Origin of the sequence: Pseudomonas sp. Pse35 (genome assembly GCF_024519715.1) — a bacterium.
In the GTDB taxonomy this organism is placed as follows: domain Bacteria; phylum Pseudomonadota; class Gammaproteobacteria; order Pseudomonadales; family Pseudomonadaceae; genus Aquipseudomonas; species Aquipseudomonas paracarnis.
Window position 1 is genome coordinate 125,042 of the sequence record NZ_JALJRP010000003.1, and the last position, 25,537, is coordinate 150,578.

Below are 25,537 nucleotides of genomic sequence, written 5' to 3' on the forward strand. Positions count from 1 at the left end.
GCCATGCGCCGCGCGGGCCTTTGACTATCATCAATGCCAGCGAGCAAAAAAAGCCTGAATGTCTGGGGCTGGAACGCCCCCGCGTAACCGGCAAAGCTACCTGAATGCGCTGGGGCAGTCCAGCCAGGCAGGACTGGCACTTTGCCACAACTCAAGGCATGCTAGCCGCCCTTCGGGCGTCCGGCTTATAGTGCACGTCGCGCGCCAGTCCAGCCAAACCGCAGGATCACAGTTTGTCCAACGTCACGCCGCCCACGCCCTTGCGCGCCGCTCATATTGCGCCGGGAGCGCCCCTGCACGGCACCTTGAAAGGCGCGTTGGCGACGCTTGTCCTGCTGTTGCTCGCCTTGTTGTTCTGGCAACTGCTGGACCAATTGCAGCAAAACCAGAAAAACCAACAGCAATACACCATCGACTACAGTGCCGACCTGGCCGAGCAGATCAGCCAGAGCATGGCCCTGAGCGCGCAGATCGCCCTGAACCTGTTGCCGATTGTCGAGCCGCCGCGCAACCCCGAACAGCAGCAGGCCCTGATGCGCACGTTGCAGCGCTCGCTGCCGGACCTGCGCAGCTTCGCCCTGCTCGCCCCCAGCGGCGCACTGATCAGCGACACTGCCGAAGGCAGCCAAGACAGTGCCCTGCTCGAAGACCTGGTCAAGCGCAGTCACGCCCAGTCCTACTACCTGAGCAACGACAATGACGGCACGGTCATCTATCTGTTGCTGCACCAACCCAGCGGTGGCTCCAAGGTGTACTGGGCCTTGCGCCTGGCGCCCAATTATCTGGCCAACCTCACGCGCCAGGATGTCCAGGGTCAACGCCCGATGTGGGCGATCGAGAACAGCCTGAACCATCGTGTGGTCAGCCGTGACAGCGGCATGCCGGCGCAGTGGTCCGGCGCCCTGACGCCGGAAGAATTGAACCGCAGCGTGCTGGTCACGCCCTTGAGCAAAAGCGATTGGCAACTGCGCGGCATGTTTGACCGCAGCGCGGTGTTGGAACAACTACTGCCCGCCTTTATCGGCAAGTGCCTGCTGGGCCTGGCGTTTTCGCTGATCCCGGTGATCGTGCTGCTCAACATGCGCCGTCGCCAACGCCAGGTGAACGAAGGCCGGCGACGCTACCAGGACATCTTCGAAGGCACCGGCGTCGCGTTGTGCGTGTTGGACCTGTCGGGGCTGAAGGCGTTTTGCAACAAGACCCAGGTGCAAAGCCGTGAGCAGTTGCACGCCTGGTTGCAGGCCAACCCCGCCGAGCGCAAGCAACTGCTCAAGGAGTTGCGCGTCACCGAGGTCAACCAGATGGCCGTGCGCCTGCTCAACGTCGCGTCTTGCGAGGAGGCGTGGGAGCGCCTGATCGATGATTGCCCGAGCAATGCCACGTCCATCGGCTATCAAGTGCTGGAAGCGGTACTGACCCGGCAAAAACAGCTGGAGCTGGAAATCCAGCTCAACGACGTGGCCGGCAACGAACAGTACCTGTGGCTGGTGATGCGTTTGCCGGAGCAGCAGGACGACGTCAAGGCCGTGATTCTCAGCATCAGCGACATCACCAGCCGCAAGCTGATCGAGTTGTCGCTGGTGGAGCGTGAAAGCTTCTGGTCGGATGTGGTGCGCACCGTGCCCGATCACCTGTATGTGCAGGACGTGATCAGCCAGCGCATGATTTTCAGCAACCATCATCTGGGTCACACCCTGGGCTACAACAAAGCCGAACTGCAGCAAATGGGTGAGTACTTCTGGGAAATCCTGCTACACCCCGAAGACGCCGAGCACTACCATGACGCGCGCGAACAGCAACGCCAGGTCGGCTACACGACCCAACTGCACTGCCAACTGCGCTTTCGCCACCGCAATAACCAGTGGCGCCGCTTCGATATCCGCGAACAGGCCCTGGCCCGCGATACCTCTACGGTGGTCACCCGGATCATCGGCGTGGCCAAGGACATTACCGACCAGATCGAGGCCAGTGAATCACTACGCGACAGTGAACAGCGCTACCGGATGCTGGCCGAAAGCATCAGCGACGTGATCTGCTCCACCGACAGCCAACTGGCCCTCAACTACATCAGCCCCTCGGTCAACACCGTCCTGGGCTATGACGTGGACTGGGTGTTCAAGAACGGCTGGCAGTCGATCGTTGCCAACCCTCAGCAGTTGACCGGCATTTACAGCCTGATGGAACAGGTCAGCCGCGCCCTCGGCAACCCCGACGCCTTGAACACGTTGCGCGATGAAGTCCAGACCCAACTGTTTCTGTTCGACTGCCTGCGCGCCGACGGGCGCAAAGTGCCGATCGAACTGCGCCTGGTGCTGGTGTGGGATGAACATGGCGCGTTTGAAGGCATCCTCGGCGTAGGCCGCGATATCAGCCAGCAACGACGCGCCGAAAAAGACCTGCGCATGGCAGCCACGGTGTTCGAACATTCCACTTCGGCGATCCTGATCACCGACCCAGCCGGTTATATCGTGCAGGCCAACGAGGCGTTCAGCCGGGTTAGCGGCTATGCGGTGAGCGATGTGCTCGACCAGTTGCCCAATATGCTCACCGTCGATGAGCAGCAGGAAGCCCATCTGCGTTATGTGCTCAAGCAATTGCACCAGCACAGCACCTGGGAAGGCGAGGTGTGGCTCAAGCGTCTCAATGGCGAGCATTACCCGGCCTGGGTCGGCATTACCGCGGTGTTCGACGACGAAGGCGACCTGGCCAGCTACGTGTGTTTCTTCAGCGATATCAGCGAGCGCAAGGCCAGTGAGCAGCGCATCCACCGCCTGGCCTACTACGACGCCCTGACCCACCTGCCCAACCGCACCCTGTTCCAGGACCGCCTGCACACCGCGTTGCAGTCCGCCGAACGGCAGAAGTCGTGGGTGGTGCTAATGTTCCTCGACCTTGACCGCTTCAAGCCGATCAACGACTCCCTCGGCCACGCGGCCGGCGACCGGATGCTCAAGGAAATGGCCACGCGCCTGCTCGGTTGTGTGGCCGAGGACGACACCGTGGCGCGCATGGGCGGCGACGAATTCACCTTGCTCCTCCAACCACGGGTCAGCCGCGATATGGCGCTGAACCGCGCCATTCATGTGGCCGAGCAGATCCTCGCCAGCCTGGTCAAACCCTTTGTGCTGGAAGGCCGCGAGTTCTTCGTGACCGCCAGTATCGGCATCGCCCTCAGCCCGCAAGACGGCAACGAGCTGAGCCAATTGATGAAAAACGCCGACACGGCGATGTATCACGCTAAAGAGCGCGGCAAAAACAACTTCCAGTTCTACCAGGCCGACATGAACGCCAGCGCCCTGGAGCGCCTGGAACTGGAAAGCGACCTGCGCCACGCCCTGGACCAGAACGAATTCGTGCTCTATTACCAGCCGCAATTCAGCGGCGACGGCAAACGCCTGACCGGCGCCGAAGCCCTGCTGCGCTGGCGCCACCCGCGCCGTGGACTGGTACCGCCCGGGGACTTTATCCCGGTACTGGAAGAGCTCGGGCTGGTGGTGGATGTGGGCGACTGGGTGATCGGCGAAGCCTGCCGCCAGCTCAAGACCTGGCACCAGAACAAAGTGCGCGTGCCGAAAGTATCAGTGAACATCTCGGCGCGGCAGTTCTCCGACGGCCAGTTGGGCACGCGCATCGCCACCATCCTCAAGGACACCGGCCTGCCGCCGGCGTGCCTGGAGCTGGAACTGACCGAAAGTATCCTGATGCGTGAAGTCAACGAAGCCCTGCAGATCCTCGCCAGCCTGAAAAACCTGGGCCTGAGCATCGCGGTGGATGACTTTGGCACCGGCTATTCGTCGCTCAACTACCTCAAGCAATTCCCCATCGATGTGCTGAAGATCGACCGCACCTTCGTCGATGGCCTGCCCTCCGGTGAGCAGGACGCGCAGATCGCCCGGGCGATTATTGCCATGGCCCACAGCCTGAACCTGGCAGTGATCGCCGAAGGCGTGGAAACCCATGAGCAGTTGGACTTCCTGCGTGAGCATGGCTGTGATGAGGTGCAGGGTTACCTGTTCGGGCGGCCGATGCCGGCGAATCGGTTTGAGGTGCAGTTCAGTAATGATGCGCTGTTCATGTTTGACTAAAAGCTGTGCCGGGGCTTCCCTGATCGTTCCCACGCTCCGCGTGGGAACGCAATTCTGGACGCTCTGCGTCCGCTTTTAAATGTGACGCAGAGCGTCACGGGATGCATTCCCACGCAGCGTGGGAACGATCATCCCCAGATGAACCCCACTTGTCCGCGACATGATGTCCTTTCATATGCCATCTAAAACCCATTGGGTTAGAATGCCCTCCTTTTCTGCCCCCGATCCTTGAGGACCGCCATGTTCAGCCGTGATTTGACTATTGCCAAGTACGACGCCGATCTCTTCGCCGCCATGGAGCAAGAAGCCGTGCGCCAGGAAGAGCACATTGAGCTGATCGCTTCGGAAAACTACACCAGCCCTGCGGTGATGGAGGCTCAAGGTTCGGTTCTGACCAACAAGTACGCCGAAGGCTACCCAGGCAAGCGCTACTACGGTGGTTGCGAGTACGTCGACGTGGTTGAGCAGTTGGCCATCGACCGTGCAAAAGAGCTGTTCGGCGCCGATTACGCCAACGTCCAGCCACACGCCGGTTCCCAAGCCAACAGCGCCGTGTACCTGGCCCTGCTGCAAGGCGGCGACACCATCCTGGGCATGAGCCTGGCCCACGGCGGTCACCTGACCCACGGCGCCACGGTTTCGTCCTCCGGCAAGCTGTACAACGCCGTTCAGTACGGTATCGATGCCAACGGCCTGATCGACTACGACGAAGTCGAGCGCCTGGCGGTCGAGCACAAGCCAAAAATGATCGTGGCCGGTTTCTCTGCCTACTCGCAGATCCTGGACTTCCCACGCTTCCGTGAAATCGCCGACAAGGTCGGTGCCTACCTGTTCGTCGACATGGCCCACGTGGCCGGTCTGGTGGCTGCGGGCGTTTACCCCAACCCAGTGCCTTACGCCGACGTGGTCACCACCACGACCCACAAGACCCTGCGCGGTCCACGTGGCGGCCTGATCCTGGCACGCGCCAACGCCGAGATCGAGAAGAAGCTCAACTCCGCCGTTTTCCCGGGCGCCCAAGGCGGCCCGCTGGAGCACGTGATCGCGGCCAAGGCGATCTGCTTCAAGGAAGCACTGCAGCCTGAGTTCAAGACCTACCAGCAACAAGTGGTCAAGAACGCCAAGACCATGGCCAGCGTGTTCATCGAGCGCGGTTTTGACGTGGTGTCCGGCGGTACTGAAAACCACCTGTTCCTGCTGTCGCTGATCAAGCAGGACATTTCCGGTAAAGATGCTGACGCTGCCCTGGGCAAAGCTTTCATCACCGTGAACAAGAACTCCGTGCCGAACGACCCACGTTCGCCGTTCGTCACCTCCGGCCTGCGCTTCGGCACCCCGGCAGTGACCACCCGTGGCTTCAAGGAAGCCGAGTGCAAGGAACTGGCGGGCTGGATCTGCGACATCCTGGCCGACCTGAACAACGAAGCCGTGATCGACGCGGTACGTGAGAAGGTCAAGGCCATCTGCAAGAAGCTGCCGGTATACGGCGCTTGATGGCAGTTGCGTGAATAAGAAGCCCGGCTCATGAGCCGGGCTTTTTTATGCCGATTTCAATTTGAAACAGGGTCAAGTGTGGGAGCTGGCTTGCCTGCGATGGCGGTTTTGCAGTCAGCCCATCAGTGATTGACCCGCCGCTATCGCAGGCAAGCCAGCTCCCACATTGGAGTGCATTTCAAGTCGGGTTTATTGGTAGACCCGCTCAAAGCCTTGGCGGATCTTGTCTTCGGGCAGCTCATCGGCAATAAACACGATCACACTCTCCCGCGCCTCGCCCTCGGCCCATTCGGTATCCCAGTCGAAGCCATACAGCTTCAGCACGCCCTGGAACACCATGCGTCGGTCTTCTCCGGCAATGTTCAATACGCCCTTGTAACGCAGCAGTTGCTTGCCATGGTCTTCCAGCAGTTCGTTCATGAACTCGCTGAGACGGTCGATATCCAGCGGCTGGTCGGTGCGCAGCACCAGGCTGGAAATACGGTCGACCGAAGGCGCTGCACTGACCGGGCGCAGGCTCATGCCGGCGTTGAGGTTGAAGCCGCGCACATCCAGCAATTCGGCCAGGTCAATCTTGCCGTGATCCACCACACGAATTGGCGCACGACGGTTGATGCGGGTGAGGCGCTGGCTGAGGGCGTCGAAGCTGGCGTCGTCTACAAGGTCGCGCTTGCTCACCAGCAGGCGGTCGGCAAAGCCGATCTGGGCCTGGGCAATGGTCTGGGTCAGATGATGCTCGGCGTGGGCCGCATCCACCAGGGTGATGATGCCGTCGAGGATATAGCGTTCGCGCAGCTCTTCGTCGATGAAGAAGGTCTGGGCCACCGGTGCAGGGTCGGCCAGGCCGGTGCATTCGATCACCAGCCTGTCGAAGGCGATCTCGCCGCTGTCCAGGCGTTCCAGCAACAGGTACAGGGCTTTGGTCAGGTCGGTGTGGATGGTGCAGCACACGCAGCCGTTGGACAGGGTCATCACTTGCACTGGCTCGTCGCCCAGCAATTGGGTGTCGATACCGGCGTCACTGAATTCGTTTTCGATCACGGCGATTTTCAAGCCGTGCTCGGCTTTGAGCAGGTGGCGCAGCAAGGTGGTCTTGCCGGCGCCGAGGAAGCCGCTGAGGATGGTGACGGGGATGGGAGAGGACAAAGAGATTCTCCTTGAAGAAACACAGAAACAAATGTGGGAGCAAAGGCCTCTGTGGGAGCTGGCTTGCCTGCGATGCAGACAACTCGGTGCTTGCGTCAGACCGAGGTGATGCTATCGCAGGCAAGCCAGCTCCCACAGAAAACCCTGCTCCCACAGGGGTATCGCATTGGCCCGCGTTACCGGGTTAGCAGCACTTGGGCCCACCCTTGCCGCCGTAACGGGCTTCCTGGCGTTCCCGGAAGAACGCCTTGTAGTCCATCACCGGCTTGTCCGGGTGTTTGGTTTGCATATGCTCGACGTAGGTGTCGTAGTCGGGCATGCCGACCATCAGGCGGGCGGCCTGACCGAGGTATTTACCGAGGCGACTGATGTCATTGAACATGTCTGCAATCCTCGTTATGCGTCCGGTACAGCCTGGAACGGGGCTTCTTTATCCGTACGCTCTTTGTTGCCCCAGGCGGCGACGCCGACTTTGAGCGCATAGAACAGGATGCTGAACACCACGAACAGGAACAGCGCCGTCAGCGTTGCGTTGGTGTAGGCGTTCCAGATCACGTGTTGCATCTGGTCGATGCTCTTGGCCGGGGCGAGGATCTGGCCGTTAGCCAGGGCATCGCTGTATTTCTTGGCCAGCGACAGGAAGCCGATCGCCGGGTTGGCGTCGAACAGCTTGATGAAGCCTGCGGTGGTGGTGCAGATCAGCAGCCAGACAGCCGGCAACATGGTCACCCAGATGTAGCGCTGACGCTTCATTTTGATCAGCACAACGGTCGCCAGCATCAGCGCGATACCGGCCAGCATCTGGTTGGAGATACCGAACAGCGGCCACAAGGTATTGATGCCACCCAGCGGGTCGATCACGCCCTGGTACAGCAAGTAACCCCACATCGCCACGCAGCCTGCGGTTGCAATCAGGTTGGCAGTCCACGACTCGGTGCGTTTGAGCGCAGGCACGAAGGAACCGAGCAGGTCTTGCAGCATGAAACGACCGGCGCGGGTACCGGCATCCACTGCCGTAAGGATGAACAGCGCTTCGAACAGGATCGCAAAGTGGTACCAGAACGCCATGGTGTTTTCACCTGGCAGCACACTGTGCAGGATCTGCGCGATGCCCACCGCCAACGTCGGCGCACCGCCGGCACGGGCCAGGATGGTGGTTTCGCCGATATCGTGGGCAACGGCCGACAACGCCTCAGGGGTAATTGCAAAGCCCCAGCTGCTGACGGTTTGCGCCACGGTGACCACGTCGGTACCGACAATGGCAGCCGGGCTGTTCATGGCGAAGTACACGCCAGGCTCGATCACCGAAGCGGCAACCATCGCCATGATGGCCACGAACGACTCCATCAGCATGCCGCCGTAACCGATGTAACGGGCGTGGCTTTCACTGGCCAGCAGCTTGGGCGTGGTGCCCGAGGAGATCAGCGCATGGAAGCCCGAGACCGCGCCACAGGCAATGGTGATGAACAGGAACGGGAACAGGCCGCCCTTCCACACCGGGCCGGTGCCGTCGATGAACTGGGTGAGTGCCGGCATTTTCAGGTCAGGCATGGTGACCAGGATGCCAATCGCCAGGGCGATGATGGTGCCGATTTTCAGGAACGTCGACAGGTAGTCGCGGGGCGCCAGGATCAGCCACACCGGCAGCACAGCAGCCACGAAGCCGTAGCCGATCAGCATCCAGGTGATCTGGATACCGGTGAAGGTGAACGCCTTGGCCCACTCTGGATCAGCGGCAATCTGCCCGCCCAGCCAGATCGAACCCAGCAGCAACAGCACGCCGATGATCGAGATTTCCCCGATGCGGCCCGGGCGGATGTAGCGCATATAGATGCCCATGAACATCGCGATCGGGATGGTCGCCATCACCGTGAAGATGCCCCATGGGCTCTCGGCCAGGGCCTTGACCACGATCAGCGCCAGCACCGCGAGGATGATGATCATGATCAGGAAGCAGCCGAACAGCGCGATGGTCCCCGGAATGCGGCCCATCTCTTCGCGAACCATGTCCCCCAGGGAACGGCCGTTGCGACGAGTGGACAGGAACAGGACCATGAAGTCTTGCACCGCACCGGCCAGCACCACCCCGGCAATCAGCCAGAGGGTGCCGGGCAGATAGCCCATTTGCGCCGCCAGCACCGGGCCGACCAACGGGCCTGCACCGGCAATCGCCGCAAAGTGGTGACCGAAAAGAATGTGTTTGTTGGTTGGTACGTAGTCCAGACCATCGTTGTTGACCACCGCAGGGGTTGCCCGCCGGGGATCGAGTTGCATCACGTTGTTGGCGATGAACAGACTGTAGTAACGGTACGCAACCAGGTAGATGGCCACAGCAGCGACCACAATCCACAAGGCGTTGATCGCCTCGCCGCGGCGCAAGGCCACTACGCCCAGGGCGCACGCTCCTACAATTGCCAGCACCAGCCAGGGTAAGTGGCGTAGCAGGCTATTATTATTTTTCATTTTTATATTCCAGCCAGGGTGGACAGAAAGGACAGCCAGCCCGAGTTTAGCGCTACTGGCCTCAAAGACCAGCCCCCTACGTTGGTCTAGAGCCTTCAACCGCTAAAAAAAGCCGAAATAAACGCCTCTTGATGGCCCCGGGCTACACTCCTCCCATTCACAGAGGGCTTTACCATGACCGAGCATGCGTCCGAACGTCGCCGTTTTCGCCGGATCGCCTTTGATGCCACGGCCGAACTTCGGCAAAACGGCAGCGAATGGCCGGTAAAACTGGTGGATTTATCACTCAAGGGATTGCTGGTGGAACGGCCTGACAACTGGAAGGGAAATAAAGCGCTGCCCTTTGACGTCGACATACGCCTGGACCAGAAGACGCATATAAAGATGCAAGCGCGGCTGACCCATGAAGAGCAGGGTCAATTGGGCTTAGTGTGCAAACACATTGATCTGGATTCGATCAGCCATTTGCGTAGGTTCGTTGAGTTGAACCTGGGTGATGAGCAAGAACTGGAGCGCGAGCTGGGCGCCCTGCTGGAGATCTGAAAACGCACATCAATCAAAATGTGGGAGCTGGCTTGCCTGCGATAGCGGCGGGTCAGCTTACCCATTCTTGCCTGATACACCGCCATCGCAGGCAAGCCAGCTCCCACAGGGGTTCAGCGGTGCTGCGGATTATTCGAACAGGGCATCCAACGCCTGCTCCAGCCGCGTCACAGCAATAATCTGCAACCCCGGCGGCGCCTCCTTCGGCGCATTGCCCTTGGGCACAATCGCCCGTTTGAAGCCATGCTTGGCCGCTTCCTTCAAGCGCTCCTGCCCACTCGGCACCGGGCGCACTTCGCCCGACAAACCCACCTCGCCAAACACCAACAAGTCATGGGGCAACGGCCGATTACGCAGGCTGGACATCACCGCCGCCATCAACGCCAGGTCGGACGCAGTCTCCAGCACCTTGACCCCGCCCACCACGTTAAGGAACACATCCTGATCGTGAGTCGGAATGCCACCATGCCGGTGCAGCACCGCCAGCAACATCGCCAGGCGGTTCTGGTCCAGGCCCAGTGTGACCCGCCGTGGGTTTGCCAAATGGCTGTCATCCACCAGCGCCTGGACTTCCACCAGCATCGGCCGGGTGCCTTCCCACGTGGCCATCACCACACTGCCTGGGACTTCTTCCTGAGCGCGGGTGAGAAAAATCGCCGAGGGGTTCGAGACTTCTTTCAGCCCCCGATCGGTCATAGCGAACACACCCAGTTCGTTGACGGCGCCAAAACGGTTCTTCACCGCCCGCAGCAGGCGCAGGCGACCGTCGGATTCCCCTTCGAAATACAACACGGTGTCGACCATATGTTCCAACACCCGTGGCCCGGCCAGTGCGCCTTCTTTGGTCACGTGGCCGACCAGGAAGATCGCCGTGCCGCTCTGCTTGGCGTAACGCACCAACAGCGCCGCGCTTTCGCGCACCTGAGACACGCCGCCGGGTGCCGATTGCAGTTGTTCGGTGAAAATCGTCTGGATCGAGTCAATGACCATGACTTTAGGCTTTTCGATGCGCGCCGTGGCGATGATGCTTTCGATGCAGGTTTCGGTCATGACCCGCAGTTGGTCCTGGGGCAAGCCCAGGCGCCGGGCACGCATGGCCACTTGCTGCTGGGACTCTTCGCCGGTGACATACAGCGCAGGCATGCGGCTGGCGATGCTGCACAGGGTTTGCAGCAGGATAGTGGACTTGCCGATGCCAGGGTCGCCGCCGATCAGCACCACCGAGCCGTCCACCAGGCCACCGCCCAATACCCGGTCCAATTCGCCGGAGGCGGTGGAAAAGCGCGGGATCTCTTCGACGCTGACTTCGGCCAGGGTCTTGATCTGCGCCTGTTGCCCGGTCCAGCCGGCACGGCCGGTGGGGGCCGCGGCACCGCCACTCTCGATCATGGTTTCAGTCAGCGTGTTCCACGCGCCGCATTCGGAGCACTGGCCCGCCCATTTGGGAAAGGTCGCGCCGCACTCTGTGCAGCCGTACATGCGCTTGGCCTTTGCCATGTGAGAACCTCCAACCGAAAAACCGCGATGATAGCTCAGCGCGACGCTGGGGTCCGGATTTCGCCCTTTGCTAAACGTGAAGCACTGTTACCCACGGGGTCCTCGGCGTTCAGGTCTGCGCCTTTGGCTTGCAGCGCCCCCAACAATTCGACGCGCTTGAACAACCCGGCGTACATGGCGGCGGTCTGCCCTGCGCCGTTGCGCTGGTCGGGGTTGCAGTCGGTGGCCAACAGGCGCTGGGCGATTTTCAGCTCGCCTTTGAAGATGGCGCCCATCAACGCCGTGTTACCGCGTTTATCCTGGACGCAGGCGTCGGCGCCGGCATCGAGCAGACGCTCCACATACGGGCCCTGGCCGTGATAAGCAGCCAGGATCAACGCGGTGTAGCCCTTGTCATCCTGGGCATTGAGGCCGTAGCCGGACTCTATGAAGGTGTTGAGCATGTCGAGGTCGCCACGACGGGCGGCGTCGAAATAGTAATCCTGCAACTGCGCCTTGAGCGCCACCGGGTCGGGGGACTCGGCATGAGCGGTAAAGGCCAGCATGGCCATCAGTAAGCCAATAGAGATACGCATAGGGTGTTCTCCTGCCAAAGGTCGACGCCCGTGAAGGCGCCGACCGCAACCAATGAATCAGTCGGTCAGTTTTTCCGCCAGCGCCTTTACGCGAGCCAGATCGCCCTTGGCGACCTTGGCCACGCCGGTGCCGTATTCCGGGTCCGCCTTGTAGAGGAACGACAGGATGATGTGCTTGCTCTCGTCATCGGTGGTGGCCAATGAGCCGCCAAAGTTGTTGATGAGGTCTTCGCGCTCTTTCTTGGTGTAGGAGCGGTACAGGTCACCGGCCTGCTTGAAGTTCTGCTCACGTTGAATCTTGGCCTGCTGGGTGCTGCCCGACAGCGGCGACTGGCTGTAGCGTGCGGTTTGCGGCTCTTCCCGCGGCAACAGGCGACTTGGTTGGTAGTTGACGCCGGTGGTGGTCTTGCCGACGTTCATCGCGCCGTCCTGGTTGCCGTTGTTGACGGTGACCCGTGGAGCGTTGATCGGCAACTGCAGGGCGTTCGCGCCCAGGCGGTACATTTGCGTATCGGCGTAGGAGAACACGCGCCCCTGCAGCAGGCGGTCTTCCGACGGCTCGATACCCGGTACCAGGTTGGCCGGGGCCATCGCGACTTGCTCGGTTTCCTGGAACACATTAGCCGGGTTGCGGTTCAGCACCATTTGCCCGACTTTGCGCTCGGGCACATTCGGCCAGATCTTGGTGGCATCCAGTGGGTCGAAATCAAACTTGGCCAGGTCTTCAGGCTTGAGCACCTGCACATACAGGTCCCACTTAGGGAAGTCGCCTTTGTTGATGTGCGTGACCAGATCATGGGTCATATGGCTGTAGTCACGCCCCTGCACCTCGGTAACTTGCTTGGGATCAAGGTTCTTGATGCCCTGCTGGCTCTTCCAGTGGAACTTGACGTAGTGCACTTCGCCTTTGGCGTTAATCAACTTGTAGGCATGTACGCCGTTGCCGTCCATTTCGCGGTAACTGGCAGGGGTGCCGGAGTCCGAGTACAACTCGGTCAGTGTACGAGTGGACTCTGGAACATGGGAGAAGAAGTCGAAACGGCGCGAGTCATCGTCCAGGTTAGTGCGTGGGTCCGGTTTAAAGGCATGGACCATGTCCGGGAACTTGATGGCATCCCGAATAAAGAACGTGGGGAAGTTGTTACCGACCAGGTCCCAGTTACCTTCGGCGGTATAGAACTTGGTGGCGAAGCCCCGTGGGTCACGCAGGGTTTCCGGGGAGTGGTTGCCATGCACCACGGCCGAGAAGCGTACGAACACTGGTGTGGTTTCACCGGCGGCGAACACTTTGGCCTTGGTCAGGTCGCTGAGGTTGTCGGTCACGGTGAAGGTGCCATGGGCGCCCGTGCCGCGTGCGTGCACTACGCGCTCTGGGATGCGCTCGCGGTCGAAGCGTTGCAGTTTCTGGATCAGTTGCACATCTTGCAGCAGCACCGGACCATTGGCACCGGCGGTTTGGGAGTTCTGGTTATCACCGACGTTGGCCCCGTTATCGCGGGTCAGGTTGGCGGCTTGTACGGAGAGGGAAAGCAGGCTGGCGGTCACCAGTGCCAGCGCGTGGCGCGCCGACACGGGCCTGCGGCTGATTGGAGTGTTCATCGAGGTTTCCTCTGGTTTTTTAATGCACATTCAGTTGTGCTTGCCAGAGGCTAGTGACCTATGAGTCAGAAGATAAATAGAAAAACACCACAGGCCCGATTAAGAAAAAAATCTGGTAACCCGCTGAAATAGCGGCTAATTCGCGCGCGACTAGTGGCACTTTGCAAACTATTTGCGATTTGATGTGTCGATAAAAACCGACAGTGTTAACAGTTGTTTCGAGCAAGCGCTGTTCGACTGAATTACACTGACCTCCACCCTCCTCAACTGTAACAAGGAATAACCTATGGGCGTGATCAGTGAGTTCAAGGCCTTCGCGGTCAAAGGTAATGTGGTCGACATGGCCGTCGGTATCATCATCGGTGCTGCCTTCGGCAAGATTGTTTCCTCATTTGTAGGCGACGTGATAATGCCTCCCATCGGCCTGCTGATCGGTGGCGTGGACTTTGCCGATCTGGCCGTCACGCTCAAGGCAGCACAGGGTGATGTACCCGCTGTTGTGCTGGCTTACGGCAAGTTCATCCAGAGCATCATCGACTTTATAATCGTCGCGTTTGCAATCTTCATGGGTGTGAAGGCGATCAACCGTCTGAAACGTGAAGAAGCCGTGGCCCCAAGCTTGCCGCCGACGCCAAGCAAAGAAGAAGTGCTGCTGGGCGAGATCCGCGATCTGCTCAAGGCACAGAACAACAAGCCGCTTTAACCTGCGGATGCAAAAAAGGCGCCTCGCAAGGCGCCTTTTTTCTACCAATAATTTTCTACCGCCACCTGGCCAGGTCGTCGGCTCAGGCTCAGTTGCATGTCCCGCTGCTTGAGCAACTGGCGCGTATCATCGACCATCTGCGGGTTGCCGCAAATCAGTACACGCGAATCCTGTGCCGTCAGCTCCACGCCGGCGGCCCGCTCCAATTCGCCATTTTCGATCAAGGCCGTAATACGCCCATTCAACGCGCCCGGATGCTGCTCGCGGGTGACGATGGGAATGTAGGTGAGCTTGTGGGCGTACTCGGCCAGGTACTCGCGCTCACCCAGCGTGTCGATCAGCGACTGGTAGGCCAGTTCCTTGGCTTCCCGGGCGCTGTACACCAGGATGATGCGCTCGAATTTTTCCCACACTTCGAAGTCCTGCAGGATCGACAGGAACGGCGCGACGCCCGTTCCGGTTCCCAGCAACCACAAGTCACGCCCGTCGACAAAGCGGTTGAGGGTCAGAAACCCGGTGGCCTGGCGCTCGACCAGCAAGGTATCGCCCACCTTCAGGCGGCTCAGTTCACTGGTGAACTCACCACCGGGGACCACGATGGAAAAGAAATCCAGATGCTCGTCAAACGGCGAAGACACGATGGAATAGGCACGCCAGACGGTGCTGCCATCCGCCTTGGTAACGCCCAGGCGCACGAACTGGCCGGCGGTAAAACGAAAACCGGCATCGCGGGTGGTGCGCAGGGTGAACAGGCTGGGGGTCAGCGACTGCACATCGAGCAGGGTCTGGCGGGTAAATTTCTCAGCACTGGCCGTCATGGGGGGCTCCGTTTTGCACAGGCCGTTAGTGTCCCTCAAAACAGACCGCGCAAACACTGATGATTGGTACTGGCTTTGCCGTCACTCAAGGTTCACGCGGCTGGCCTGCGCGTTTTTCAACCAAGTCCAGGGGTAAACCATGGGTTCACCACTAGCACTAACTATTTGGCTATTAACGCGCCCCGAATACCTCCCGAGATGAAACGGCACGTACAGCGACATCATTTTGATACTACTTTCAAGATATTAATAATATTGAAAAAAAGTAACTTGCCAAGCGCCCTTATACAAAACTTCAAGCCTTGTACAAAACCCGCCAACTAAACAAACCCTGGAAGTAAAATATTTTTCAAGCTCAGTTGTAGGACTTACCCTACACTTGTTTTCGAGCTGCAATGGGGGATCAGGACGTACCCAGGTCACATATACGCGCATGGAGAGTCACCGATGGTCAATTGGCATAATACCCGGCTGCCCAAGCTGGACGGCGAGAGTGAAATCACCAGTGTGTTTGAGATGGTGATAAACCACACTTATGAACTAGGTTTCGAATATTGCTCCTTTACCATGAGTTCCCAATCACAAAGCCCCCAAACAAAACCCATTCTGTTTAATAACTATCCAAATGAATGGCTTAGCATTTATAAACAAGCGCACTTCTTCGATGTAGACCCCGTTGTAACCCACTGTAAAACCTCGGTACTGCCTATTCTCTGGGAACAAAAAACCTTTGCCAACACCCCCAAGCTGTGGGAATTGGCCCAGTCATGCGGGGTGCATTTAGGCTGGACCCAAGCCGTGCATGACTTCCAGGGTGTATTCAGCATGCTGACCCTGGTTCGCAGCAAGGGCGAGGTCAGCCCTGAAGAGCTTTACGAAAAAGCCGGCCAGGTGTTGTGGCTTTGCCATGCGATGCATGCGGTCGTCGCGCAGAAGTACGCCGACGCCCCCGACATCAAAGCGCCCAGCAAATTGACTGCCCGGGAAACAGAAATCCTCAAGTGGTCGGCGATGGGCAAGACCGCCTCGGAGATTGCCGCGATTCTTTGCCTGTCCGAGCGCACCGTGGGGTTTCATATCAGCAGTACCTTCAAGAAACTGGGCGTGCATAACAAGATCCAGGCGGTGCTGCGCGCCGCTAAAGCCGGGCTGTTTTAGCCCACGTAAAACACCGCATGTCATCGCATTGAAAAAAACGTAACATTTACGGCCAATTCTGAGTGTTGAGGGTGCGCTTTCCACGGTGGCCCCGCCGTTCACTCAGACGGTCCGTCGATTACCCAGAGCCTCGCCCCGCCATGCCCCTGCTTGACAGCCCTTTCGCCCAGCTCGACCTGATTCGTCAGCCAGAGCAACACAATGATCCGCTGCAAGCCTTCGATGCCGCCGACGAATACCTGCTCAGCCACCTCGCCGCGCAACAGCCCACTGCCGCCACCCGCGTGCTGGTGCTCAATGACAGCTTCGGCGCCCTGGCAGCCAGCCTTCAAGGCCAGGTGCAAGTGACCTCCAGCGGTGACTCGTTCCTCGCCGCTCAGGGCCTGGAGAAAAACCTGGTGCGCAACGGCAAGCCCTTTGATGCCGTGCCCTTCATACCGGCCAGCCAGCTCGCGACCAGGCCGTTCGATCGCGTGTTGATCCGCGTGCCGAAAACCCTGGCGTTGCTGGAAGAACAACTGATCCGCCTGCAAGGGCAACTGGCGCCCGGCGCCGAGGTGATCGCAGGTGCAATGGTCAAGCATTTGCCACGGGCTGCGGGCGAATTGCTGGAGCGTTACATCGGGCCCATGCACGCCTCATTGGCGGTCAAAAAGGCGCGGTTGCTGATTGCCAGCGTCGAGCCGCGCCCTGCCGCGGTCTCGCCCTACCCGACCCGCTATACCCTGGATGCGCCGGTCATCGAGTTGTGTAACCACGCCAACGTCTTTTGCCGCGAAGGCCTGGACATCGGCACCCGTGCCTTCCTGCCGCACCTGCCAAAAAACCTGGGCAGTGCACGCGTGGCGGACCTGGGCTGCGGCAACGGCGTACTGGCGATTGCCAGCGCCCTGCAGAACCCCGACGCGCACTACACCTTGGTGGATGAGTCGTATATGGCAGTGCAATCGGCCGCCGAAAACTGGCAAGCCGCCTTGGGAGAGCGGGACGTCAGCGTACGTGCCGACGATGGCCTGGCCGGCCAGGAGGCGCAATCGCTGGAAGTGGTGTTGTGCAACCCACCGTTCCACCAACAACAAGTGGTCGGCGACTTCCTCGCCTGGCGCATGTTCCAGCAGGCACGCGAAGCGCTGGTGGTCGGTGGCGCCTTGTACATCGTCGGGAATCGTCACCTGGGCTACCACAGCAAGCTGGCGCGGTTGTTCCGTGGTGTCGAGCAAGTAGCGGCCACGCCCAAGTTCGTCATCCTCAAGGCGCGTAAATAAAAAAGCCCTGCTTTTCGATCAAGAAAAGCAGGGCTTTTTCGTAGGAGCGAGCTTGCTCGCGAAAAACTCACAGACGCCGCGTTTATTCAGGAAGCACGCGTTATCGTTGACGTTTTTCGCGAGCAAGCTCGCTCCTACAGTGTCAATGCGTGCTCAGGCCTGCCGCATTCATGAACATGCGCATCAGGCTGGCCACCACGAACAGGGCCAGCACGCTGCCGGTCCAGATCATCGCCAGCCACCCCAGGCGCCGCCACAACGGCTGCTTCTCGGCCTGTTCAATCTCATGCAACGAAGGTTTTGACATGTTTCAACCCTCCTAGTGATAGCCGTCTTCGTGGGTGACCTTGCCGCGGAACACGTAGTAGCTCCAGAAGGTATAGCCCAGGATAAACGGGATGATGAACAGCGTGCCCACCAGCATGAAGCCCTGGCTTTGCGGCGGCGCGGCGGCATCCCAGATCGACACGGACGGCGGGATGATGTTCGGCCACAGGCTGATCCCCAAGCCACTGTAGCCGAGGAAAATCAGCACCAGCGTCAACAGGAACGGCGTGTAGTGCGCGTTACGCGCCACGGCGCGGATCAGCCCGTACATGGTGACCAGCACCAGGATCGGCACCGGCAGGAACCAGAACAGGTTCGGCAAGGTGAACCAGCGCGAGGCGATTTCCGGGTGGGTCAGCGGCGTCCAGATGCTGACGATGCCGATCACCGCCAACACCACAAACGCCAAAGGCCGCGCCAGGTTGTGCATCTGCTCCTGCAACTTGCCTTCGGTCTTCATGATCAGCCAGGTGCAGCCGAGCAAGGCATACGCCACGATCAGCGCCACGCCGCAGAACATCGTGAAGGGTGTGAGCCAGTCCAGTGAGCCGCCGGCGAACTGGCGATCCACCACCGGAATACCGTCGATAAAGGCGCCCAACGCCACCCCCTGGAAGAAGGTCGCCGCCAGCGAGCCGCCAATAAACGCCTTGTCCCACAGGTGACGCTTGTGGTCCTTGGCCTTGAAGCGGAACTCAAAGGCCACGCCGCGGAAGATCAGGCCGATCAGCATCAGGATCAGCGGCAGGTACAGCGCCGACAACACCACCGAATAGGCCAGCGGGAACGCGCCGAACAATGCCGCGCCCCCGAGTACCAGCCAGGTTTCGTTGCCGTCCCATACGGGCGCCACGGTGTTCATCATCACGTCACGGTCGACTTTGCCCGGAACAAACGGGAAAAGAATGCCAATCCCCAGGTCGAAGCCGTCCATGACCACGTACATCATGATGCCGAAGATGATGATCACGGCCCAGATCAGCGGAAGATCAATACCCATCTCAATTCCCCTTGTGCTGGATGTGGTCGTGGTCGTTATCACTGCCATCGTCGGCAGCAGACAACGGACGCGCGGGGGTGCGTTTCTGGCCGGGGCCACCGTGGGCGGGCTCGGTACTGTCGTGGGTCACGGGGCCTTTGCGCACCAGGCGCATCATGTAGCCCAGGCCCGCGCCGAACAGCGCGAAGTACACCACCACGAACAACACCAGGGTAATGGTCATCTGCGTCAGGCTATGCCCGGAGGAGGCATCCGCCGTGCGCATCAACCCGTAGACCACCCAGGGCTGGCGGCCGATTTCGGTGGTGAACCAACCGGCAAGAATCGCAATCAGCCCAGACGGGCCCATCCACAGCGCCAGGTACAGGAACGGTTTGGACGTGTACATCTTGTCGCCCCGGCGCAGCCACAGGCTGAACAGACCGGTGAAGATCATCAGGAACCCCAGGCCGACCATGACCCGGAACGACCAGAACACAATGGTGGAGTTGGGACGGTCCTCAGGCGGGAACTCCTTGAGCGCCGGCACCTGCTTGTCCAGGGAGTGAGTCAGGATCAGGCTGCCCAGGTACGGAATCTCGACCGCGTATTTGGTTTTCTCGGCTTGCATGTCCGGCCAACCGAACAAAATCAGCGGCGTGGGCTCGTTGCCGATATTTTCCCAGTGGCCTTCAATCGCGGCGATCTTGGCCGGTTGATGCTTGAGGGTATTGAGGCCGTGGAAGTCGCCGATCACCGCCTGGATGGGCGCAACGATCAGGGCCATCCACATCGCCATCGAGAGCATTTTGCGGATCGCCGGGTTGTCCTTGCCGCGCAGTAAATGCCAGGCCGCCGACGAGCCGACGAAGAACGCCGTGGCAACAAAAGCAGCCGTGGCCATGTGCATCAGGCGGTAGGGGAACGACGGGTTGAAGATCACCGCCAGCCAGTCGGTCGGTATTACGCGGCCATCGATGATTTCAAAGCCCTGGGGCGTCTGCATCCAGCTGTTGGAGGCAAGAATCCAGAACGTGGAGATCAACGTACCCACGGCCACCATCACCGTGGCGAAGAAGTGCAGCTTGCGCCCCACCTTGTTCCAGCCGAACAACATCACGCCCAGGAAACCGGCCTCGAGGAAGAAGGCCGTGAGCACTTCGTACGTCAGCAATGGCCCGGTGACGGCACCGGCGAAGTCCGAGAAGCGGCTCCAGTTGGTACCGAACTGGTAGGCCATGACCAAGCCCGATACCACCCCCATGCCGAAGTTGACGGCAAAGATCTTCGACCAGAAGTGGTAGAGGTCACGGTAGGTGTCGTTGTGGGTCTTGAGCCACAAGCCCTCCAGCACCGCAAGGTAACTGGCCAGGCCGATGGTGATCGCCGGGAACAGGATGTGGAATGAGATGGTGAACGCGAATTGAATTCGGGCGAGATCTAGCGCCTCCAAACCGAACATAAGTCTTCCTCTGTCAGGTAATACCGGCTGCTGGCTGGGAGCCTGCACCCACTGCCCCCACGGATATGGAGTGTGGCGAATTTCAATTCGTTTCTTTTATTACCCATCGCGTGGGGAATCTGGCCTTGCGGCCGCCAGAACAATCCCGGGGCAGGTTTTGATCTGGATCAAGCATCGTTGAAAGAGTAGTCCCATTTTTGCTGTAGGACTGTGTGGTCTTTTGCCGCGTGACAGCTTGCCTCAGCCCTGTTCTTGCAACTATTTGTTACAGCTTGATGCTAATCTCGCCATTCCCCCGCTCCTGACCTGAATTTCCGATGCCCAGTGAACCTGCGTTGCTGCTACGTCACCACCGTCCTTTCATCGCGTTCTGGCTGGCGCGGATCTTTACCGCCAGCGGCTTCCAGATGCTCACCGTGGCAATCGGCTGGAACCTCTACCAACTGACCGGCAACGTGCTGGACCTGGGCCTGGTTGGCCTGGTGGAATTCGTACCACGCGTGCTGTTCATGCTGCACACCGGGCATGTGGCCGATCGCTATGAACGCCGCAAGGTCGCCGCCATTTGCCAGACGTTACAGGCGCTGATTGCCTTATCCCTGGCCATTGGCGGCCTGACCGGCAACGTGACTCGCGAGATGATCTTCATCCTCGCCTTCCTGCTCGGCGCTGCGCGCTCATTTGAAATGCCCACCACCCAGGCACTGTTGCCGAGCATCGTGCCCAGCGCGCTGTTCCCCCGGGCCGTGGCGGCATCGCAATCGGCCCAGCAACTGGCGACCATCGTCGCACCGGCCGTGGGCGGTTTGCTTTACGCGTTTGGCAGCGTGTGGGTGTACGGCCCCACCGTGGCGCTGTACCTGATCGCCTGCGTGCTGACACTTAACCTGCCCGCACGCCAGACTCCGCTGAACAAAGCCAAGGCCACCCTGGACTCGCTGCTGGCCGGCATACGCTTTATCCGCAGCCGCCCGGACATTCTTGGCGCCATCTCCCTGGACCTGTTTGCCGTGCTGCTGGGCGGCGCCACCGCGCTGTTACCGGTGTTCGCCAAGGACATCCTGCTGACCGGTGCCTGGGGCCTGGGCCTGCTGCGGTCGGCCCCGGCCGTGGGCGCATTGCTGATGTCACTGTGGCTGGCGCGGTTCTCAGTAGACCGCAAGGTGGGCCGCGTGATGTTCACCGCCGTCGGCGTGTTCGGGGTGGCAACCATCGCCTTCGGCCTGTCGACTTCGTTCTGGTTTTCACTGGCGGTGCTGGTGGTACTGGGCGCGGCAGACATGATCAGCATGGTGATCCGTGCATCGTTCGTGCAGTTGGAAACGCCAGATGAAATGCGCGGGCGAGTGAGTGCGGTCAATGGCCTGTTTATCGGTGCGTCCAATCAATTGGGCGAATTCGAATCCGGGATTACCGCCCACTGGTTTGGCACCGTGCCTGCGGTGGTGATGGGCGGGGTTGGCACCCTGGTGGTGACCGGGGTGTGGATCAAGCTGTTCCCGACCCTGGCCAACCGGGATCGCATGCATGTGCCGGTGGAAGAAACCAAGCCATAGGCTTCACCGCCATACCCTGTGGGAGCCGGGCTTGCCCGCGATAGCGGTGTATCAGGCAACTTTCTGGTGGCTGATACACCGCTATCGCAGGCAAGCCAGCTCCCACACTGGAACTTCATTGGTCTGACGGTTTGGGCTATAGCACCTTATCCAAGGTAATCGGAAACTCCCGAACCCGCTTGCCGGTGGCATGGTAAACCGCATTCGCCACCGCCGCCGCTACCCCGACAATGCCGATTTCCCCCACGCCCTTGGACCCGAGCGCATTGACGATCTCGTCGTGCTCTTCGACAAACAGCACGTCAATCTCGCCAATATCGGCGTTCACCGGGATGTGGTACTCGGCCAGGCTGTGGTTCATGTAACGCCCCAGCTCATGGTCGACCTGGGTCTCTTCATGCAGGGCCATGCCAATGCCCCACACCACGCCGCCAAGGATCTGGCTGCGGGCCATCTTGGGGTTGACCACGCGCCCCGCGGCAATGGCGCTGACCACACGGCTGACCCTGATGGTGCCCAGGTCTTCATCAACCCGCACCTCGACAAACACCGCCGAATGGGTCGCGCAGGCATAGCCCTGGCGCTTCTTGTCCGGCTCGCTGTCAACCTGTGCTTGCAGCACCTCCTCACCGCTGTCCTTGACCAGTTGCGCCAACGAAACACTCACATCACCGGCATGCAGTTGGCCCTCTTCAAACCGCACGGCTTCGGCGTCCTTGAACACCGGGTAGGTCTGCCGGGCGACCTGGAGCAACTTGGCATTCAGCGCTTCACAGGCTTGCTGCACCGCCGTACCCACCGAGGACACGGTAAACGAGCCGCCCTGCAACGGCGCCGTGGGCAACGACGAATCGCCCAGCACAAAACGCACGTCGGCCATGGCCACGCCGCTGGCCTGGGAGGCGATCTGGGTCATCACCGTGTAGGTGCCAGTGCCAATGTCGGTGGTGGCGCTGCTGACGGTGAGCTTGCCCTGCGCGTCGAGGCGCGCCTTGGCGCTGGCTTTCATCTGCATGGCCTCCCACACGCCGCCGGCCATGCCCCAGCCGATCAGTTGGCGGCCGTCACGCATGCTACGCGGTTCCGGGTTGCGTTGGTGCCAGCCGAAGCGTTCGGCGCCTTCGCTGTAGCACTCGCGCAGGGCCTTGCTCGACCAGGGTTTGTCTTCGTTCTGGTTACGTTCGGCGTAGTTGATCAGGCGCAATTGCACCGGGTCGATGGCCAGGGCACACGCCAGTTCGTCCATGGCGCACTCCAGGCCGAGCACGCCTAGTGCGGCGCCGGGGGCACGCATGTCCAGCGGGGTAAACACATCCAACGGCGCCAACTTGTACGTCAGTTGCACGTTGTCGCAGTGATAGAGCATGCCGCTCCACTCCACCACGTGCTCGCTGAAATCCTCAAAGCGCGACGTCTGGCCAATCGCGGTATGCCCCAACGCCAGCAAGCGACCATTGGCGGCGGCGCCCATCTGCAAACGCTGCAAGGTGCGCGGACGATAGCCGAAGGTGAACATCTGTTGGCGCGTCAGGGTGACGCGCACCGAGCGTTTGAGCGCCATGGCCGCCATCACCGCGAGCGGCAATTGGTATTGCGGGCGCAGGCCCGAACCGAAGGCGCCACCGACGAAAGCGGCGAAGATGCGCACCTGGCGCTTGTCCAAGCCGAAGACTTTTTGCACATAGGCCTGGCAGTTCTGCGGGCCCTGGGTCTTGTCGTGGATATGCAGAGTGCCATCGGACTGATACAGCACGGTGCTGGCGTGGGGTTCCATCGGGTTGTGATGCTCGATGGGCGTGCTGTAGTGCAGGTCCAGACTGATTGCGGCACCGGCCCATTCAGCTTCGAAGTTGCCTCGCGGTTCGGGCGGGGTCTGGGGCGACGGGTGCGCCGCCGCTTGCTGGGTGAGCAGGTCGGTTTCGAAGGTTTCGGGCGCGTAGTCGATCTGCACCAGCGAGCCGGCGTGCCGCGCCAGTTCGAGGTTATCGGCAATCACCAGGGCCAGGGGCTGGCCGCTGTAGAGCACGCGGTCGTTATACAGCGGACGAAAAGGCGAGCCATCGGCCGCATCGGCATCGGCGAACGCCTCGTCATAGCTGGCGATTTTCGGCCGGTTGAGGTGATGGATCACGTCCACTACACCGGGCAAGGCCAACGCCTTGGACGCATCGATGCTCAGCACCCGGCCTTTGGCGATAGTGCTCGACACCACGCTGCCATGCAGCAGGCCGTCCTCGGGAAACTCACCGGCATAGCGCGCTTGGCCGGTGACCTTGAGCAGACCGTCGACGCGGTCCAGGGGTTTGCCGATGGCGCTCATGGCTGTTCTCCTGCGACGGCGGCGTCGCTCAGGGCACGAATGATTGCTCGCCGCGCCAGCTTGACCTTGAAGCCGTTGTGTTCCAACGGTTCGGCGTCTTGCAGCAGGGCGTCGGCGGCGGCGCTGAAGGTTTCGCGGCTGACCGTGCGGCCAATCAGCAAGGCTTCCACTGCGCGGTCACGCCATGGTTTATGCGCCACACCGCCCAAGGCCAGGCGGGCGTCGATGATTTCATCGCCGTCCAGTTCCAAGGCGGCGGCCACCGAAACCAGGGCAAAGGCATAGGAGGCACGGTCACGGATCTTCAGGTAATGGCTGTGGCGGGCCAGGTGATCGGCGGGCAGCTCAATGGCCGTGATCAGCTCATCGTCGGCCAATTGGTTGTCACGTTGCGGCGCATCGCCTGGCAAGCGATGGAAGTCGGCGAACTCGATCACCCGCGCACCGCCACGTCCCTCTACATGCACCCGCGCCGCAAGCGCCGCCAGGGCCACGCACATGTCCGATGGATGGGTGGCCACGCACTGCTCACTGGCGCCGAGGATCGCATGGATACGGTTCAAACCGTTGCGCGCCGGGCAGCCGCTGCCGGGCTGGCGCTTGTTGCACGGCACCGCGGCGTCGTAGAAGTAATAGCAACGGGTGCGCTGCAACAGGTTGCCGCCGGTACTGGCCATGTTGCGTAACTGCGGGGACGCCCCGGCGAGGATGGCCTGGGACAGCAACGGGTAACGCTGCTCAATGAGTGGGTGCCAGGCCAGGTCGGCGTTGCTCACCAGCGCACCGATACGCAGGCCACCCTCGGCGGTCTCTTGAATGTCGTGCAGCGGCAAGCCGGTGATGTCGATCAGGTGCTCGGGATGGCTGATGTTTTCCTTCATCAGGTCCAGCAGGTTGGTGCCACCGGCGATAAAGCGCGAGGCGGCGCTGCTCATCTGAACGGCCTGCTGCACATCGGTCGGCCTGCTGTAGTGGAAGGGGTTCATGACTCACCTCCCTGGCCGCGACAGGCCGGTAGCGCGTCTTCGATGGCATCGCGGATGTTGTTATAGGCGCCGCAGCGGCACAGGTTGCCGCTCATCAATTCCTGGATCTGCGCACGGTCGTGGGCGCGGCCTTCATTGGCCAGGCCCACGGCAGAACAGATCTGGCCGGGGGTGCAATAGCCGCACTGGAACGCGTCGTGCTGGATAAAGGCCTGTTGCATGGGGTGCAGTTGGTCGCCGTCGGCCAGGCCTTCGATGGTGGTCAATTCGGCACCGTCGCACATCACGGCCAGGGTCAGGCAGGCATTCACGCGTTTGCCGTCACGCAACACGGTGCAGGCGCCGCACTGGCCGTGGTCGCAGCCTTTTTTGCTGCCCACCAGGTCCAACTGCTCACGCAGCAAGTCCAGCAAGGTGGTCCAGGGCAACACGTTCAGTTGACGATCCTGGCCGTTGAGTGTCAGGCGTATCGGGTGGGCGACGAACGGCTGGGCCGCCGCGCCATTAGGGGTAGCGCTCATAAACACCTCACGGGTTGGTGTACGTCCGCGGCGTTCAGGA

The 25,537-nt window shown here is 60.6% G+C and carries 20 protein-coding genes; 7 read left to right on the plus strand and 13 right to left on the minus strand.

Going from position 1 to position 25,537, the window contains the following annotated elements; all coding sequences use genetic code 11:
- The first annotated feature begins 233 nt into the window (after window positions 1-233).
- Window positions 234-4,085 carry a bifunctional diguanylate cyclase/phosphodiesterase gene (locus OC445_RS02855; RefSeq protein WP_220382898.1) on the plus strand — a complete coding sequence of 1,284 codons (3,852 nt, stop codon included), beginning with the start codon at window positions 234-236 and terminating at the stop codon, window positions 4,083-4,085.
- Window positions 4,086-4,325: 240 nt separating this feature from the next.
- Window positions 4,326-5,579, plus strand: a complete 1,254-nt coding sequence (gene glyA / locus OC445_RS02860) for a serine hydroxymethyltransferase (protein WP_003194304.1) — start codon at window positions 4,326-4,328, stop codon at window positions 5,577-5,579.
- Between the two features lie 189 nt (window positions 5,580-5,768).
- Here the strand turns inward: glyA and yjiA are convergent, their stop codons facing one another.
- The 3 genes from yjiA to OC445_RS02875 form a co-directional block, all read right to left on the minus strand.
- A complete protein-coding gene (gene yjiA, locus OC445_RS02865) occupies window positions 5,769-6,725 on the minus strand; it encodes a GTPase (protein WP_014720013.1) in 957 nt (318 codons plus the stop codon).
- Window positions 6,726-6,909: 184 nt separating this feature from the next.
- On the minus strand, window positions 6,910-7,107 hold the full coding sequence (locus tag OC445_RS02870; RefSeq protein ID WP_003194308.1) for a YbdD/YjiX family protein: 198 nt from the start codon (window positions 7,105-7,107) through the stop codon (window positions 6,910-6,912).
- A gap of 14 nt (window positions 7,108-7,121) precedes the next feature.
- Window positions 7,122-9,188, minus strand: coding sequence for a carbon starvation CstA family protein (locus OC445_RS02875; RefSeq protein WP_054896154.1), 2,067 nt, complete (start codon window positions 9,186-9,188; stop codon window positions 7,122-7,124).
- Window positions 9,189-9,362: 174 nt separating this feature from the next.
- Here OC445_RS02875 and OC445_RS02880 point away from each other — a divergent pair, with 174 nt between their 5' ends.
- Window positions 9,363-9,731, plus strand: a complete 369-nt coding sequence (locus OC445_RS02880; protein WP_198790898.1) for a PilZ domain-containing protein — start codon at window positions 9,363-9,365, stop codon at window positions 9,729-9,731.
- Window positions 9,732-9,860: 129 nt separating this feature from the next.
- On the opposite strand, the gene radA is transcribed toward OC445_RS02880, so the two are convergent.
- Genes radA through katB form a run of 3 tightly spaced genes read right to left on the minus strand, consistent with a single transcriptional unit; the run spans window position 9,861 to window position 13,402 of the window.
- The gene (gene radA / locus OC445_RS02885; protein WP_003194313.1) at window positions 9,861-11,228 is read right to left on the minus strand and encodes a DNA repair protein RadA; all 1,368 of its coding nucleotides are present in this window, start codon (window positions 11,226-11,228) and stop codon (window positions 9,861-9,863) included.
- Window positions 11,229-11,263: 35 nt separating this feature from the next.
- On the minus strand, window positions 11,264-11,803 hold the full coding sequence (locus tag OC445_RS02890) for an ankyrin repeat domain-containing protein (protein ID WP_054896156.1): 540 nt from the start codon (window positions 11,801-11,803) through the stop codon (window positions 11,264-11,266).
- Between the two features lie 57 nt (window positions 11,804-11,860).
- Window positions 11,861-13,402: a catalase KatB gene (gene katB, locus OC445_RS02895; protein ID WP_181124026.1), complete on the minus strand. Its 1,542-nt coding sequence runs from the start codon at window positions 13,400-13,402 to the stop codon at window positions 11,861-11,863.
- A gap of 286 nt (window positions 13,403-13,688) precedes the next feature.
- Between katB and mscL the strand changes: the two genes are divergently transcribed.
- Complete coding sequence (gene mscL, locus OC445_RS02900) at window positions 13,689-14,105, plus strand: large-conductance mechanosensitive channel protein MscL (RefSeq protein ID WP_014720019.1); 417 nt, start codon at window positions 13,689-13,691, stop codon at window positions 14,103-14,105.
- A gap of 41 nt (window positions 14,106-14,146) precedes the next feature.
- On the opposite strand, the gene OC445_RS02905 is transcribed toward mscL, so the two are convergent.
- A complete protein-coding gene (locus OC445_RS02905; protein ID WP_019818025.1) occupies window positions 14,147-14,923 on the minus strand; it encodes a ferredoxin--NADP reductase in 777 nt (258 codons plus the stop codon).
- Between the two features lie 447 nt (window positions 14,924-15,370).
- Between OC445_RS02905 and OC445_RS02910 the strand changes: the two genes are divergently transcribed.
- Both OC445_RS02910 and OC445_RS02915 read left to right on the plus strand, forming a co-directional pair.
- Window positions 15,371-16,081 carry a helix-turn-helix transcriptional regulator gene (locus tag OC445_RS02910; RefSeq protein WP_054896158.1) on the plus strand — a complete coding sequence of 237 codons (711 nt, stop codon included), beginning with the start codon at window positions 15,371-15,373 and terminating at the stop codon, window positions 16,079-16,081.
- 140 nt (window positions 16,082-16,221) lie between these two features.
- Complete coding sequence (locus OC445_RS02915) at window positions 16,222-17,346, plus strand: methyltransferase (protein ID WP_198790897.1); 1,125 nt, start codon at window positions 16,222-16,224, stop codon at window positions 17,344-17,346.
- 142 nt (window positions 17,347-17,488) lie between these two features.
- Here OC445_RS02915 and OC445_RS02920 read toward each other — a convergent pair whose 3' ends face one another.
- Genes OC445_RS02920 through OC445_RS02930 form a run of 3 tightly spaced genes read right to left on the minus strand, consistent with a single transcriptional unit; the run spans window position 17,489 to window position 20,114 of the window.
- A complete protein-coding gene (locus OC445_RS02920; RefSeq protein WP_003194328.1) occupies window positions 17,489-17,653 on the minus strand; it encodes a DUF2474 domain-containing protein in 165 nt (54 codons plus the stop codon).
- A gap of 12 nt (window positions 17,654-17,665) precedes the next feature.
- Entirely contained in the window at window positions 17,666-18,673 is a 1,008-nt protein-coding gene (gene cydB / locus OC445_RS02925) for a cytochrome d ubiquinol oxidase subunit II (protein ID WP_034126946.1), read from the minus strand.
- A gap of 1 nt (window position 18,674) precedes the next feature.
- Window positions 18,675-20,114 (minus strand): cytochrome ubiquinol oxidase subunit I, encoded by a 1,440-nt coding sequence (locus tag OC445_RS02930; protein ID WP_096144099.1) that lies wholly within the window; start codon window positions 20,112-20,114, stop codon window positions 18,675-18,677.
- A gap of 317 nt (window positions 20,115-20,431) precedes the next feature.
- On the opposite strand from OC445_RS02930, the gene OC445_RS02935 reads away from it, so the two are divergent.
- Complete coding sequence (locus tag OC445_RS02935; RefSeq protein WP_089042492.1) at window positions 20,432-21,670, plus strand: MFS transporter; 1,239 nt, start codon at window positions 20,432-20,434, stop codon at window positions 21,668-21,670.
- 136 nt (window positions 21,671-21,806) lie between these two features.
- Here OC445_RS02935 and OC445_RS02940 read toward each other — a convergent pair whose 3' ends face one another.
- From OC445_RS02940 to OC445_RS02950, 3 genes are read right to left on the minus strand one after another with little or no spacing between them, the layout of a single operon-like run.
- A complete protein-coding gene (locus OC445_RS02940; RefSeq protein WP_072448293.1) occupies window positions 21,807-23,990 on the minus strand; it encodes a xanthine dehydrogenase family protein molybdopterin-binding subunit in 2,184 nt (727 codons plus the stop codon).
- Window positions 23,987-24,976: an FAD binding domain-containing protein gene (locus OC445_RS02945; protein ID WP_020301733.1), complete on the minus strand. Its 990-nt coding sequence runs from the start codon at window positions 24,974-24,976 to the stop codon at window positions 23,987-23,989. Before OC445_RS02945 ends, OC445_RS02940 begins: the two co-directional genes overlap by 4 nt.
- Entirely contained in the window at window positions 24,973-25,497 is a 525-nt protein-coding gene (locus OC445_RS02950; protein WP_198790896.1) for a (2Fe-2S)-binding protein, read from the minus strand. Before OC445_RS02950 ends, OC445_RS02945 begins: the two co-directional genes overlap by 4 nt.
- Between the last annotated feature and the right edge of the window lie 40 nt (window positions 25,498-25,537).

What these genes read in the sequence shown, in the direction of transcription:
- glyA (WP_003194304.1), top strand. Translation starts at nt 4,326, where the DNA reads ATGTTCAGCCGTGATTTGACTATTGCCAAGTACGACGCCGATCTCTTC.
- OC445_RS02870 (WP_003194308.1), bottom strand. Translation starts at nt 7,107, where the DNA reads ATGTTCAATGACATCAGTCGCCTCGGTAAATACCTCGGTCAGGCCGCC.
- OC445_RS02875 (WP_054896154.1), bottom strand. Translation starts at nt 9,188, where the DNA reads ATGAAAAATAATAATAGCCTGCTACGCCACTTACCCTGGCTGGTGCTG.
- OC445_RS02880 (WP_198790898.1), top strand. Translation starts at nt 9,363, where the DNA reads ATGACCGAGCATGCGTCCGAACGTCGCCGTTTTCGCCGGATCGCCTTT.
- radA (WP_003194313.1), bottom strand. Translation starts at nt 11,228, where the DNA reads ATGGCAAAGGCCAAGCGCATGTACGGCTGCACAGAGTGCGGCGCGACC.
- OC445_RS02890 (WP_054896156.1), bottom strand. Translation starts at nt 11,803, where the DNA reads ATGCGTATCTCTATTGGCTTACTGATGGCCATGCTGGCCTTTACCGCT.
- katB (WP_181124026.1), bottom strand. Translation starts at nt 13,402, where the DNA reads ATGAACACTCCAATCAGCCGCAGGCCCGTGTCGGCGCGCCACGCGCTG.
- mscL (WP_014720019.1), top strand. Translation starts at nt 13,689, where the DNA reads ATGGGCGTGATCAGTGAGTTCAAGGCCTTCGCGGTCAAAGGTAATGTG.
- OC445_RS02905 (WP_019818025.1), bottom strand. Translation starts at nt 14,923, where the DNA reads ATGACGGCCAGTGCTGAGAAATTTACCCGCCAGACCCTGCTCGATGTG.
- OC445_RS02910 (WP_054896158.1), top strand. Translation starts at nt 15,371, where the DNA reads ATGGTCAATTGGCATAATACCCGGCTGCCCAAGCTGGACGGCGAGAGT.
- OC445_RS02915 (WP_198790897.1), top strand. Translation starts at nt 16,222, where the DNA reads ATGCCCCTGCTTGACAGCCCTTTCGCCCAGCTCGACCTGATTCGTCAG.
- OC445_RS02920 (WP_003194328.1), bottom strand. Translation starts at nt 17,653, where the DNA reads ATGTCAAAACCTTCGTTGCATGAGATTGAACAGGCCGAGAAGCAGCCG.
- cydB (WP_034126946.1), bottom strand. Translation starts at nt 18,673, where the DNA reads ATGGGTATTGATCTTCCGCTGATCTGGGCCGTGATCATCATCTTCGGC.
- OC445_RS02930 (WP_096144099.1), bottom strand. Translation starts at nt 20,114, where the DNA reads ATGTTCGGTTTGGAGGCGCTAGATCTCGCCCGAATTCAATTCGCGTTC.
- OC445_RS02935 (WP_089042492.1), top strand. Translation starts at nt 20,432, where the DNA reads ATGCCCAGTGAACCTGCGTTGCTGCTACGTCACCACCGTCCTTTCATC.
- OC445_RS02940 (WP_072448293.1), bottom strand. Translation starts at nt 23,990, where the DNA reads ATGAGCGCCATCGGCAAACCCCTGGACCGCGTCGACGGTCTGCTCAAG.
- OC445_RS02945 (WP_020301733.1), bottom strand. Translation starts at nt 24,976, where the DNA reads ATGAACCCCTTCCACTACAGCAGGCCGACCGATGTGCAGCAGGCCGTT.
- OC445_RS02950 (WP_198790896.1), bottom strand. Translation starts at nt 25,497, where the DNA reads ATGAGCGCTACCCCTAATGGCGCGGCGGCCCAGCCGTTCGTCGCCCAC.